This is a genomic window from Paenibacillus sp. Dod16 (assembly GCF_049893405.1).
In the GTDB taxonomy this organism is placed as follows: domain Bacteria; phylum Bacillota; class Bacilli; order Paenibacillales; family Paenibacillaceae; genus Paenibacillus_AQ.
Genome location: NZ_JBNDYG010000027.1, coordinates 92,523 through 104,452 on the forward strand (window position 1 = coordinate 92,523; position 11,930 = coordinate 104,452).

General features: G+C 48.8%; 11 protein-coding genes, 16 tRNA genes and 1 rRNA gene. 1 reads left to right on the top strand and 27 read right to left on the bottom strand.

Features of this window, described 5'->3' with window-relative positions:
• Positions 1-45: 45 nt before the first annotated feature.
• Complete coding sequence (gene sspI / locus ACPV3A_RS19325) at positions 46-282, top strand: small acid-soluble spore protein SspI (protein WP_071222357.1); 237 nt, start codon at positions 46-48, stop codon at positions 280-282.
• An 84-nt stretch (positions 283-366) separates the two neighbouring features.
• Here the strand turns inward: sspI and ACPV3A_RS19330 are convergent, their stop codons facing one another.
• The 27 genes from ACPV3A_RS19330 to ACPV3A_RS19460 form a co-directional block, all read right to left on the bottom strand.
• A complete protein-coding gene (locus ACPV3A_RS19330; protein WP_071222356.1) occupies positions 367-1,947 on the bottom strand; it encodes a peptide chain release factor 3 in 1,581 nt (526 codons plus the stop codon).
• A gap of 121 nt (positions 1,948-2,068) precedes the next feature.
• Complete coding sequence (gene zwf / locus ACPV3A_RS19335) at positions 2,069-3,616, bottom strand: glucose-6-phosphate dehydrogenase (protein WP_426200624.1); 1,548 nt, start codon at positions 3,614-3,616, stop codon at positions 2,069-2,071.
• Positions 3,617-3,753: 137 nt separating this feature from the next.
• Positions 3,754-4,596 (bottom strand): YwmB family TATA-box binding protein, encoded by an 843-nt coding sequence (locus ACPV3A_RS19340; RefSeq protein ID WP_426200625.1) that lies wholly within the window; start codon positions 4,594-4,596, stop codon positions 3,754-3,756.
• A gap of 234 nt (positions 4,597-4,830) precedes the next feature.
• Positions 4,831-5,475: a response regulator gene (locus ACPV3A_RS19345; RefSeq protein ID WP_006212655.1), complete on the bottom strand. Its 645-nt coding sequence runs from the start codon at positions 5,473-5,475 to the stop codon at positions 4,831-4,833.
• On the bottom strand, positions 5,459-6,532 hold the full coding sequence (locus ACPV3A_RS19350; protein ID WP_071222353.1) for a sensor histidine kinase: 1,074 nt from the start codon (positions 6,530-6,532) through the stop codon (positions 5,459-5,461). Before ACPV3A_RS19350 ends, ACPV3A_RS19345 begins: the two co-directional genes overlap by 17 nt.
• A 41-nt stretch (positions 6,533-6,573) precedes the next feature.
• Positions 6,574-7,218: a cell wall-active antibiotics response protein LiaF gene (liaF, locus tag ACPV3A_RS19355; RefSeq protein ID WP_216530837.1), complete on the bottom strand. Its 645-nt coding sequence runs from the start codon at positions 7,216-7,218 to the stop codon at positions 6,574-6,576.
• A gap of 169 nt (positions 7,219-7,387) precedes the next feature.
• Positions 7,388-8,074 carry a PspA/IM30 family protein gene (locus tag ACPV3A_RS19360; protein WP_071222351.1) on the bottom strand — a complete coding sequence of 229 codons (687 nt, stop codon included), beginning with the start codon at positions 8,072-8,074 and terminating at the stop codon, positions 7,388-7,390.
• 1 nt (position 8,075) lies between these two features.
• Positions 8,076-8,555 (bottom strand): PspC domain-containing protein, encoded by a 480-nt coding sequence (locus tag ACPV3A_RS19365; protein ID WP_071222350.1) that lies wholly within the window; start codon positions 8,553-8,555, stop codon positions 8,076-8,078.
• 2 nt (positions 8,556-8,557) lie between these two features.
• Positions 8,558-9,235: a PspA/IM30 family protein gene (locus ACPV3A_RS19370; RefSeq protein ID WP_071222349.1), complete on the bottom strand. Its 678-nt coding sequence runs from the start codon at positions 9,233-9,235 to the stop codon at positions 8,558-8,560.
• Positions 9,236-9,302: 67 nt separating this feature from the next.
• A complete protein-coding gene (locus ACPV3A_RS19375) occupies positions 9,303-9,602 on the bottom strand; it encodes a hypothetical protein (protein WP_426200626.1) in 300 nt (99 codons plus the stop codon).
• A gap of 428 nt (positions 9,603-10,030) precedes the next feature.
• Positions 10,031-10,110 (bottom strand) — tRNA-Leu (locus ACPV3A_RS19380).
• A gap of 8 nt (positions 10,111-10,118) precedes the next feature.
• A tRNA-Arg gene (locus tag ACPV3A_RS19385) sits at positions 10,119-10,195 on the bottom strand.
• A gap of 12 nt (positions 10,196-10,207) precedes the next feature.
• Positions 10,208-10,281: transfer RNA gene (locus tag ACPV3A_RS19390), tRNA-Cys, on the bottom strand.
• An 11-nt stretch (positions 10,282-10,292) separates the two neighbouring features.
• Positions 10,293-10,367 (bottom strand) — tRNA-Gly (locus ACPV3A_RS19395).
• Positions 10,368-10,382: 15 nt separating this feature from the next.
• Positions 10,383-10,457, bottom strand: a tRNA-Gln gene (locus ACPV3A_RS19400).
• 16 nt (positions 10,458-10,473) lie between these two features.
• A tRNA-His gene (locus tag ACPV3A_RS19405) sits at positions 10,474-10,549 on the bottom strand.
• A gap of 24 nt (positions 10,550-10,573) precedes the next feature.
• Positions 10,574-10,647, bottom strand: a tRNA-Trp gene (locus tag ACPV3A_RS19410).
• Between the two features lie 6 nt (positions 10,648-10,653).
• Positions 10,654-10,738, bottom strand: a tRNA-Tyr gene (locus ACPV3A_RS19415).
• Between the two features lie 4 nt (positions 10,739-10,742).
• Positions 10,743-10,818 (bottom strand) — tRNA-Thr (locus tag ACPV3A_RS19420).
• Positions 10,819-10,840: 22 nt separating this feature from the next.
• Positions 10,841-10,916, bottom strand: a tRNA-Phe gene (locus ACPV3A_RS19425).
• A gap of 68 nt (positions 10,917-10,984) precedes the next feature.
• A tRNA-Asp gene (locus tag ACPV3A_RS19430) sits at positions 10,985-11,061 on the bottom strand.
• 29 nt (positions 11,062-11,090) lie between these two features.
• Positions 11,091-11,167, bottom strand: a tRNA-Met gene (locus tag ACPV3A_RS19435).
• 87 nt (positions 11,168-11,254) lie between these two features.
• Positions 11,255-11,330, bottom strand: a tRNA-Val gene (locus ACPV3A_RS19440).
• A 63-nt stretch (positions 11,331-11,393) separates the two neighbouring features.
• Positions 11,394-11,468 (bottom strand) — tRNA-Glu (locus ACPV3A_RS19445).
• Between the two features lie 16 nt (positions 11,469-11,484).
• Positions 11,485-11,576 (bottom strand) — tRNA-Ser (locus ACPV3A_RS19450).
• A 5-nt stretch (positions 11,577-11,581) separates the two neighbouring features.
• Positions 11,582-11,657: transfer RNA gene (locus ACPV3A_RS19455), tRNA-Asn, on the bottom strand.
• A gap of 154 nt (positions 11,658-11,811) precedes the next feature.
• A 23S ribosomal RNA gene (locus ACPV3A_RS19460) occupies positions 11,812-11,930 on the bottom strand; the annotation flags it as partial.

The following is an 11,930-nucleotide window of genomic DNA, read 5'->3' on the forward strand; positions in this document are numbered from 1 at the left end:
GGCACATTACACAATGACCCTTTCATAACAAGGAGGAACATGTCCATGTCCATATTGTTAGATCTAAGGCAGGCCGTCATTCATAAAGTCCACAATCAGGACGAAGAAGAGCTGCGCTCCATGATCGAGGGTTCCGTTGACGGGCCTGAAGCTGCCCTGCCGGGACTCGGTGTAATGTTTGAAATGATGTGGAAAGACATGGATGCTACCCAGCAGAACAGCCTTGTCTCTTCCCTCCATGATCATCTGAAAACCGTTACGCCCGGCAACCTTCAAGGTTAATCCCATGGTCAACAAAAAGGAACAATCCCCTAAGCTGTGAAAGCTGGGGGATTGTTCCTTTTTGCTGCATATTTATAACATCGCTTACGGAGCGGTCTCAAGAAACTGGGCGGTTGGATTCTTGTCGATGGCGGTTCTCATCGCATACTCATTTTCGAACAAGACAACATAGTTATCCTTCTTGTCTTTGACCAGCGTTGAGTTTATCCGGAACTTGGACGGATCAATATTATCATCCACGATCCAGCGGGCGAACTGATACGGCATGCGTTGAAGCTGGACATCAACGCCGTATTCTCCCTTCATCCGGTACTCGAAGACTTCAAACTGAAGCTGTCCGACAACCCCGAGAATGGTCTCGTCAAAACTCACGGTGCGGAATACCTGAATGGTGCCCTCTTCCGTCAGCTGATCAATCCCCTTCTGATATTGCTTATGCTTCAACGCATTCTTCACCGTTACTTTCGCAAAAATTTCCGGTGAGAACGTTGGAAGCTCGTCGAATACAACTTCACGACCTTGACTGAGTGAGTCCCCAATCCGGAAAATGCCCGGGTCAAACAGACCGATAATATCGCCAGGGTATGCCTCCTGCACAATATCTCGATCCTGCGCCAAAAACTGCTGCGGCTGCGCCAGCTTGATTTCCTTGCCTACCCGAACATGCTTCACGCTCATACCGCGTTCGAACTTGCCCGATACGATTCGCAGGAAAGCGATACGATCCCGGTGAGCCGGATTCATATTGGCTTGAATCTTAAATACGTATCCGGAGAACTTCTCATCGGTAGGTTCCACCACACCCTCCGTACTGCGGCGCGGCTCCGGCTTCGGCGCAAGCTGAAGAAAGTTCTCCAGAAAGGTCTGGACACCGAAATTGTTGATCGCACTGCCGAAGAATACAGGCGTTAGCTGACCCTGCATAACTTTTTCCAGATCAAATTGGTCTCCGGCAACATCCAGCAGCTCGAGGTCTTGACATAACTGATCATGCAGGTAATCGCCTGCCATCTCGCGAATGATCGGATCCTCATAGCCTTCAACCTTCTGTACCTTAATCGTGGAATGGTCGTCGCCCTGGAACAATTCAACCTGATTTTTAACCCGGTCGTACACGCCGCACAGGTCACGCCCGGAGCCGATCGGCCAATTCATCGGTACGGAGCGGATGCCGAGAACCTGCTCAAGCTCCTCCATCAGATCAAACGGGCTGCGCCCTTCGCGGTCGAGTTTGTTGATAAAGGTAAAGATCGGAATGCCCCGCTTCGCACAAACCTGAAACAGCTTGATGGTTTGGGCCTCGACCCCTTTGGCTACGTCAATCAACATGACGGCGCTGTCAGCGGCGGTCAGCGTACGATAGGTATCCTCACTGAAGTCTTGGTGACCCGGCGTATCCAATATATTAATCCGATGCCCTAAATAATCAAATTGCATAACAGACGAGGTAACCGAGATTCCCCGCTGCTTCTCGATCTCCATCCAGTCACTCGTTGCATGCTTGCTCGCTTTACGAGCTTTAACCGATCCAGCCAGACGAATGGCGCCCCCAAACAAGAGCAGCTTCTCGGTCAGTGTTGTTTTACCGGCGTCAGGGTGGGAAATAATCGCAAACGTGCGGCGCTTATCCACTTCCTGCTGCAGTTCATCTATTTGCTTTGCCATTTCACTTATCCCTTCGTAACTAAAGTCATGTATATCATTGTACCACAATTTATACGCAAATCATCCCCATGCGCCATGCGCATGAGGATGATTTTTAACACGTAAATTTTAGAAAATGATCTTAGTTTTTGAACCACACCACATTATCCTCAAGCTGACCGTTTACCGGCCACCAGTGGAATCCGTCTTCCTTCAACAGCTCATCCGCTTTGTCAGGTCCCCATGATCCAGCAGGATACGATTCCAGCTCGCCCTGGTTCTCTCTCCATGCGCTGGCGATACGATCCACGAAGGACCATGCCGAAGCCACTTCATCCCAGCGCGTAAAGTAGGTGGAGTCTCCACGAGCAGCGTCATGCAGCAGACGCTCATACGCCTCAGGAGAGTTAATGCCCACGATGCAGCTTTGGCAGAAGTCCATCGCTACAGGAGCGATCTCGGATTCAGATCCCGGCTTCTTCGCGTTAATCTTCACATAAATGCCTTCCATCGGATTGACGCGAATAACGAGCAGGTTAGGCTCCAGGGAATGCTTTTGGCCCAGGTATACATTGGTTGGCATCCGTTTGAACTCGACAACCACCTCGGTTGTCTTAACCGGGAGGCGTTTGCCCGTACGGATATAGAACGGTACACCAGCCCAGCGGAAGTTATCCACGAAGACTCTGGCGGCAAAATAGGTTTCCGTATTGGATTCCGGATTCACTTTGTCCTCTTCGCGGTATGCCGGCAGATCTTTGCCGCCCGCGGAACCGCTCGTATACTGACCGCGAACCACGTTGTTCTTCACTTCTTCATGCGTGGCATACGGACGCAAGGAGCGAAGCACCTTCACCTTCTCGTCGCGGATATCCTCTGCGAGCAGTCGGCTAGGCGGCTCCATCGCAATCATGGTAAGCAGCTGCAGCATATGGTTCTGCCCCATATCCCTTAGAGCGCCGGCATGATCATAGTACCCGCCGCGCTCCTCGACACCAACCGTTTCACCAAGCGTGATTTGGATGTTGGCGATATGCTTGTTGTTCCACAACGGCTCGAAGAAAGCATTCGCAAAACGTATAACTTCGATGTTCTGTACCATTTCTTTACCCAGATAATGGTCAATTCGGTAGATCTCTTCTTCCTTGAACACTTTACGGATCTCTTCGTTCAGATTGGCAGCCGACTCCAGATCGTAGCCGAACGGCTTCTCGATCACAAGACGGTTCCAGCCTTCACCTTCGAGCATACCGCCCTTCATCAGGTTAAACGATACGCTGCCGAACAATTCCGGTGCAAGCGCCAGATAGAACAAGCGGTTGCCCGGTATATTAAATTTTGTTTCCAATTGCTCCGTTTGTTCGCGAAGCTCACGGAAACCGTCAATATTGTTAATATCTAAAGATTTATATTCAAAATGTTGTGCAAATGCATTCCATTCACTATCCTGTTCCGAACTATATCGGCAGAATTCCTGAATTGAACGATACACGTCCTCCCGAAACTCTTCTTGGGTGCGCGGACGCCGCGCCACGCCGATTACCGCAAAATCCTCATCCAGTTTTCCTTCACGATAAAGACTGTAGATCGCCGGAAACAACTTACGTCTTGCCAAATCACCAGTCGCTCCAAAGATGAAAAATACAGCTCCCGGTGTCTTCATTGTATCTAGATTTTGATTTTCAGCCATGGCTCCTCATTCTTTCTATGAATTATAGTGTATTTTTATGCATCGGCACTTAACTCGATGTGATGACATTTTAGCATATTCATTTCAAGTATGCTATCTCATTCCGCATTTTTTCATCCGAGTTTCAGAAATCATTTTCAATATTCTATTGTAATGACGGGAAATCCGATCGTTATTCTACTACTTTTCTTCATCGAATCTTCATGCACCGCGATCTGCATATGAATCGGCGTGTCGCCACTCATCACAAAAGCACCCAGTGAAGGAACCTCATATGAACGGCTTTTAGTTGTGTCATCTGCATAATCCTCAACGGGGCGAAGCGGGAGTTTTTGGGCTACAGCCTCTTCTACCTGAGCCATCGTTCCATCAACGCTAGCCGTCTCCGATGCATATCCTTGAATGGACGCATTCCAGGAGTTCGATATGCCTGCTTGCTTCATCATCTCTTGAATCTGCTGCTGCAGGGTCATCACTTCCCGGGACTGTCCAGCTGCTTCTCCTACAAGCATGGCTCTGACATAGCTATGACCCTCCTTCGTGAAAGCCCAGTCCAGATGCACCGATACACCGGAGAGCACGCCTTCTGCTTGGAATACTTCATTTCCCTGAAGCTGGGACGTTGTAATCCCGGAGAGCCCCATTGTACGAGCCAGCTGCTCAGCCGTTGTCTTAGCTTGATCCTTCGATATGGAATTTATCATTTCACCTTGAATTTTTACCGTGAGTATTGCCGAAGGCTCCATATGTTCTTGCCCAAGAGCCGCCAGAAGTATTAGATCGCTTTCTGCTGATTCCCCAGCTCTAGTTATTCCATTGACACCTGTTTCTACCGTTCCGCCCGAAGCTGACGCTTCTCCTGCATGCGGAGCTGATCCGTTTCGATTGCTGTCCGTTGTCCCCGCAAAACCCGCCATCATAGCTGCTGCCCCGCACAGCAACAACATCATCACAATGATCTGTAAACGCATCTTCCGCATGGTCAGTCACGCCTCCCCGTTCGAATCTATCAATCTAGTAAAAGGATGGCCTCGTTACCGCGGATTTATACCTCGCTTTTTAAATAGCTCCTCCATCGGGCTGTATGTAGAGATTCCTTCTTCCCTGTCAATAAATAAAAAAAGCTCCCGATCCGGGAGTCTTTAAGCCTGCCTTTCATTGTTATATGGATATGTTTATGTCACGACTATCGCATCAAAAAGAGCCGGCATTCTTTACTCAGCCAGCCCATTTTTATAAGCGTAGATGGCAGCCTGGGTTCGATCCTCTACCCCCAGCTTGCCTAAAATATTCGTTACGTGAAACTTCACGGTTTTGATGCCTATAATTAAATCATCAGCAATATCCTGATTCGACTTGCCCTGCGCCACCAGTCGCAGCACTTCCATTTCCCGGTCCGTAAGGTCGTTATGCGCCGGAGCTTCATTTTGCGGATGCCGGAATCGATTCATCATCTTGGAGGCAACCTGCGACTCCAGCACCGACTGCCCGCGTGCGGCTGCACGTATAGCATCAGCTACTTCAGAAGCACGGGATGTCTTCAATAAATAACTGAACGCACCTGCTTCAATAACCGGATACATCTTCTCATCGTCCAGATAGCTGGTCAGTACAATGACCTTAAGATTTGGAAACTGATTCATCAATTGGCGCGTCGTCTCGATTCCATCCATTCCGTCCATCACCAAGTCCATCAGCACCACATCAGGATGATATTCCTGCGCTAAGCGTATCCCTTCCTCGCCGCTGCCCGCTTCACCAACCACCTCGATGCCGTCCTCTGTACCAAGCACAGCCGCTAAACCGATCCGGACCATCTCATGATCATCCACCAGCAGCACCTTAATCGGCGTTTCCATCTACATCCCCCCGTTTGCGTTCTTCGTTTATGAGTGGCACAACGATCTCAATTCGAGTCCCTTTACCCGGTGCTGTTATGAATTGTACCGAGCCCCCGATCTCCGTCACCCGTTCCTGCATCGTCGATAGACCGTAGGAAGTCTGTTTCTTGTCATCCAATTCAAATCCGATCCCATCGTCCCGCAGCATCACCCGAACGGTGTTCTGCCTGCGGTGAATACGGATATCCATTTTCTCCGCTTTCGAATGTCTGAGGGTGTTCGACATGGCTTCCTGGATAATCCGGAACAGATGATTTTCGATCCCTTTGAGCAAATGTATGTCATCGTCCATTTCAAACGTAATTTCCATAGGTACTTTGATTCGCAATTCCTTAATCAGTTCTCGCAGCCCCTGCTCCAGTGCCTTTCCTTCGAGATAAACCGGCCGCAGATGAAGAAGAAGCGCCCTCATCTCGGACTGGGCCACAGCCGACATTTCCTCGATCAGAGCCACCTGGCGCTGCGCTTTGTCAAAATCCTTATCCAGCGTCCTGCCCACAGCGGTTGCCGTCATCGAGATGGCAAACAGCTGCTGAGAAACCGCATCATGGAGCTCGCGCGCCAGACGCTGCCTCTCTTCCACAATCGCCGTAACCCTGGCCTGCTCGGCAAGCTGGGCATTGTTCGTAGATAACCGCTGCAAGGAAGACACCTGATCCTCCCAGCGTTTGCTGATCTTCACCAGCTGTTCTCCAAGCCGGCCCACTTCGTCTTCGCCGATGTCTGGCATGACGTCCGTAAGGCTGCCTTTTTCCCAGTTCACCAGCGTTTCCCTCACAAGATCGACCCGTCGTTTTACCCGGTATCCCTGGAAGAAGCCATAGATCGCACCCAGCCCAATCGGCAGCAATACGATGGTAATGCCGGCTTCGATCCGGTTCTTCCACGTCTCAAACGGTTGAAGATAACCATATGTATATAATAAATATAGGACAACGAGCATGACAACCAATCCCAGAAGGGTCCCCTCACGCATACTTCGGGTAATCATATTTGCTTTCTTTTCCGTTTCCACGGGGCAACCCTCCTGAATGGTTTACACAAAACTTACGTTTATTATGTCATTCTTATATTCAAATCTCCGCCTAAATAAGAAACAATAAATTTCACTTTATATTCACTGGTCTCATAGTTGGGTGATTTATACCGCACGCGGTTTAATATGCCGGTTTCCTTCCGGTCGTCCATATGAATTGAGCCAAACAGGATGGATGCTTCGATCTCCACCCCATAATAGTCCGGGATCATCAGATCAATATCCCCCAGCATTCCATGGAACATCAGGACCGTTTGGCGTTCCTCCGGAAGGGCCAGGGACAGATCTACATCCGCCTCTCCCAGCACATGCCACACACTCAGACTTCGCATCACCCACGGAGCCCGGTCCCAATCAAAGTTGGACATAAAGTTCTGCTTCTGAATGTACTTCGTCGTGGTATGAGCTCGTTTGGACTTGCCATAAAAAATACCTAGCGATATCAAGCTGATGCCGATAATCAACATGAGATGCTCCAGCAGCAGCAGTACGGCACCTACTCCGAGCAGAATGTATCCCTTCTTCACATGTCCATGTCTGATCTGAAGGACACCTGCAAACATGAGTAACAGGGCGACAATGGTGAAGAAACCAAACCATCGGCCGAAAAGCATAATAAAACCCAAGCTGATTAAACCAACTGCTATCCAGCGGTTTCTGTCCATGTCGCACCTCCTTGATGACCAAGATATAAGCTCGGAAAAGCCATATCAGTGAGACGTTCCCCACTGTATGGCTTTGCCTGTACTATACGACAATCTCATTCGTATAGCATATCATATGAACATGGTGTTCGAATACGGTTTAATCTTATTTTGCTGACTTGCTAAGGAATTACTCGGACTTCGAAGAATTCCCCATTTTGTTTTTCAAAGCTTGCAGCTGCTCATCCACCTTCAATTGCTTCTCAGCGTCCACGGGGCTTGTGTATACTGCGTTGTTAGGACGGTATGGGGCACGAAGCACATCAGCTTCTGCTTCCATTTGCATGATTTTCTCCTCCATGCGATGGAAGCCCATCGAAGCACTGCCGCTTTCGATCGTGTGCAGGCTGCTCACTTGAGACATTTGCTTCTTCGCTTTAGCCATTTGAGCGCGGGCTACAAGCTCATTGCGCTTGTTGCGCATTTTGTAGAACTCGTCTTTCATTTCATGCAGCTGAGCTACAAGCTCTTTTGCTTGCGTCTCGGATTGCAGGTGCAATTCCACGTACTCGGTTTCTTTTTGATCGAAATAGATTTTTTCTTCCAGCAGCTTGCGAGCCACTTCTTCTTGACCATTCTTCAGAGCCAATTCAGCTTGAGCTTCACGTTGTGCCGCCATCTTCACAGCCTCATCGACGCGCTGCTTCATACGACGCTCATTAGCCATTTGCTTCGCAACCGTTACCTCTGCTTCATGAATTTCTGCCTCCATGTCGCGCAGGTACTGGTTCAACATTACGATCGGATCCTCTACTTTATCCAGCAGTTCATTCACCGATGCTTTCGTCATATCCTTAATTCTTTTAAATACTCCCATGTTATTTATCTCCCTTCTCATAGTTCGAAAGTTTTTTCTTCAATTCTTCGATTTCTTTTTGCATTGCTTTTCTCTCAATATCCTTCATCATCGCATCCAGATCGGAATCCGTTGACGCGTTGTTTCTTGTGCCATTGGGACGGTCATATTTGGGACCAAAGCTACTATGCTCATTAGGATAGCCTTGACGTCCATAAGAATCATTATAGCTGTTGTAGCCTGGTCCAGGGCCCGGATGATCGTTGTAACGGTATCCGCCGCCATGTCTGCCCTGTGGACCATACGGATCGTGATAATACGGCTCCTTAGGTACTACAAGGGATGCAATCAGATAGATCAACAGCGTTGTACCGCCTGTAAAAAAGATACTGACTACAAATATGATTCTAAGTAGGGTGGATTCGACTCCGAAATGATCGGATATACCGCCGATCAACCCTGTGAACATTTTGTCTCGGGTGGAACGGTACAATCTAGTCATGGTTACTCCTTTCCGCTGTTATTCAGCTTTTGCTTCAGGCGGGCAAGTTCTTTTTCTAATACAGTGGAGACCGATTCACCAGCCTGTTCCATGTATTCCTGCCCCATGCGGCGTAAATCGCGAAGACTTCTGGCTTCCAGTTCCCAGTCGCTGATACGGTCTTCGAGGCGATTGAACATCTTCGGTACGTCATGACCGCCGCCGTAGGAGCCCGTACGTTCATTCATTTTCTGCTGAAGACGAAGGGTTTCCACTCGGGCAACATAATATTGACGTTTGCTGTATACCGTCTGATATTCCATCCGCAGCTCGCCGAGCTGCTCCTCGATTTCTTTTAGCGACTCCAGGCTTGAGGACAACAGGCCTTGATACTGCTCGATCTTTTCCTCATAGATCAGTTTCTCCTGCAATGCCAGCTTGGCAAGATGTTCTTCGCCGGCCTTCAGTGCAAGTAGTGCCTGCTCTTCGCGTTTATATCGCATGGATTCGGCTTGATCCACCTGCTGCTTCAGCTGTCTGGAATGTACTTGGCATTGCTGCTGCAGCTTCTCAGCCTCAGCAATGTCCTGTCTGGTTGAATGTAGGAACTGGTCGATCAATCGAACCGGATCCTGGCTCTGCTCGAGCTTTTCATTCAATGTTGCTACGGTTATGTCTCTTATCCGCCGGAAAACACTCATATTGGCTTAGCCCTCCTCATCTATCATGATCTGTTGTTCATGCATGTTAGTAATGTAGTGGTTTTTATCAATAACGGGGTCTACCATTCTTCAATCGGGACACCCCGTAGATGATCAAGATAATTCCAAAGATCGGACCGATCAGCCAAGACAGTTTACCCATCAACCAGATCACACCGATACCGAGAATAACCCATCCCATCAAGGTGTTACCTCTCCGGATCCCGTAGTATCCCAAAGCGACCATCAGGATTGGAATTAGAAGACTGAACAACCATCCAAGCAGAGGACCGAATACTCCAAGGAGAACCAAGATCCCTACACCAATCAACAGGATACTCATTCCATTTCCTTTTGAATTTCTCATTTATACACCGCCTTTCTGTTGTTTGATCGTTGTTTCTTTTGTTCAACCTTATGACTCTATTCTAGGTAATTTCGAGTTTCGCTAAAACGGCCTGGGGACGGTTTTTGGACCTAGACCTAAGGCGGGGCCTTCTACAGACCTACGTCCAACCCTGCACTGGATCGATTATTCTATGGGTTAGCCTGTGTAGATGAGTTCATCTGGATAATCTTTGTTTTACCTATAAAGAACGTGGTTTCTAATGATAGTTTAGATTTAAGGAGTGTAGCTCGAGGAAGCTCTGAAGGTGTAGAAAAGCCCCCTGTAAAGGTAACTGGAGAGGTAGCATGCAGAATGGAGTCTAATATTAAAATCACGAAGAAGCAATCGATGTAGATGCAACGAAAAAAGGAATGCAGACGTTTATCGTCTACATTCCTTTTGGATGATGCCGGTGAAGGGACTCGAACCCCCACGGTTTCCCTCACGATTTTGAGTCGCGCGCGTCTGCCAATTCCGCCACACCGGCTTACATTATGGCGTGCCCTAAGAGATTCGAACTCCTGACCTTTTGATTCGTAGTCAAACGCTCTATCCAGCTGAGCTAAGGGCACATAAGTTTGTAATGGAGGCGCCACCCAGATTCGAACTGGGGATAAAGCTTTTGCAGAGCTGTGCCTTACCACTTGGCTATGGCGCCAGAAATAAAAATGGAGCGGACGACGGGAATCGAACCCGCGACCCTCGCCTTGGCAAGGCGATGCTCTACCGCTGAGCCACGTCCGCAAACATAAAAATCAATGGCTGGGGATATAGGATTCGAACCTATGCATGACGGAGTCAAAGTCCGTTGCCTTACCGCTTGGCTAATCCCCAATATGATTTTGTAATATGGGGCGATCGAGGGGAATTGAACCCCCGAGTGCCGGAGCCACAATCCGGTGCGTTAACCACTTCGCCACGACCGCCATATTAAAACACTGTGATACGATTGGCAGGGGCAGCAGGAATTGAACCCACACTAACGGTTTTGGAGACCGCTGTTCTACCTTTAAACTATGCCCCTAAAAACTGGTGGAGGATGATGGATTCGAACCACCGAACTCGAAGAGAGCAGATTTACAGTCTGCCGTGTTTAGCCACTTCACTAATCCTCCAGAATGGTGCCGGCGAGAGGACTTGAACCCCCAACCTACTGATTACAAGTCAGTTGCTCTACCAATTGAGCTACACCGGCATATAAAGTTATAAAACGTACATGGTGGCTCGGGACGGAATCGAACCGCCGACACGAGGATTTTCAGTCCTCTGCTCTACCGACTGAGCTACCGAGCCTTAAAGCTCTTCGCGAACTTTGACGGAACCCATATCGGATACTCATCTCATCCCAAAGTTGTAAATAATGGCGGAACTGACGGGATTCGAACCCGCGATCTCCTGCGTGACAGGCAGGCATGTTAGGCCTCTACACCACAGTTCCAMGAGGCATTATCRCTATCGCGATATAATTGGTTGCGGGGGCAGGATTTGAACCTACGACCTTCGGGTTATGAGCCCGACGAGCTACCGAACTGCTCCACCCCGCGTCATTAAAAGGGTTGCTTGTATGGGGTCCCCGAAAAGTAATCGGAATTACCTACGAAGCATGTGCTTCACTTTTTGGGGATAAATCATGGTGGAGGCTGAGGGGATCGAACCCCCGACCCTCTGCTTGTAAGGCAGATGCTCTCCCAGCTGAGCTAAGCCTCCGTAACAAAGCGACTTTTATCATACCAAATTCTGATATAAGAAGCAAGTGTTTTTTAAGAAAAATGGTGACCCGTAGGGGATTCGAACCCCTGTTACCTCCGTGAAAGGGAGGTGTCTTAACCCCTTGACCAACGGGCCTTGCTTAAAATAATAGTGGCGGAGAGAGAGGGATTCGAACCCTCGAGACGCTTTTGGCGCCTACACGATTTCCAATCGTGCTCCTTCGGCCAACTCGGACACCTCTCCATAARTGGCTCCCCGAACAGGACTCGAACCTGTGACAACTCGATTAACAGTCGAGTGCTCTACCAACTGAGCTATCAGGGAACAATATTCAATTCAAGTGATTGATCACCTGAAAACTAGATACGAAACGATCTTTGCGTTGATTAGAATCCGTAGCATTCACCCGATGTGGTATCGGGGTCCCCGGAAAGTATTCGGCGTTGCTCCAAAGCTTCACTTCACTTTTTGGGGTCATTTGGATAAGCCCTCGACCGATTAGTATTGGTCAGCTCCATGCATTGCTGCACTTCCACCTCCAACCTATCTACCTCGTCGTCTTCAAGGGGTCTTACTAATTGGGAAATCTCATCTTGA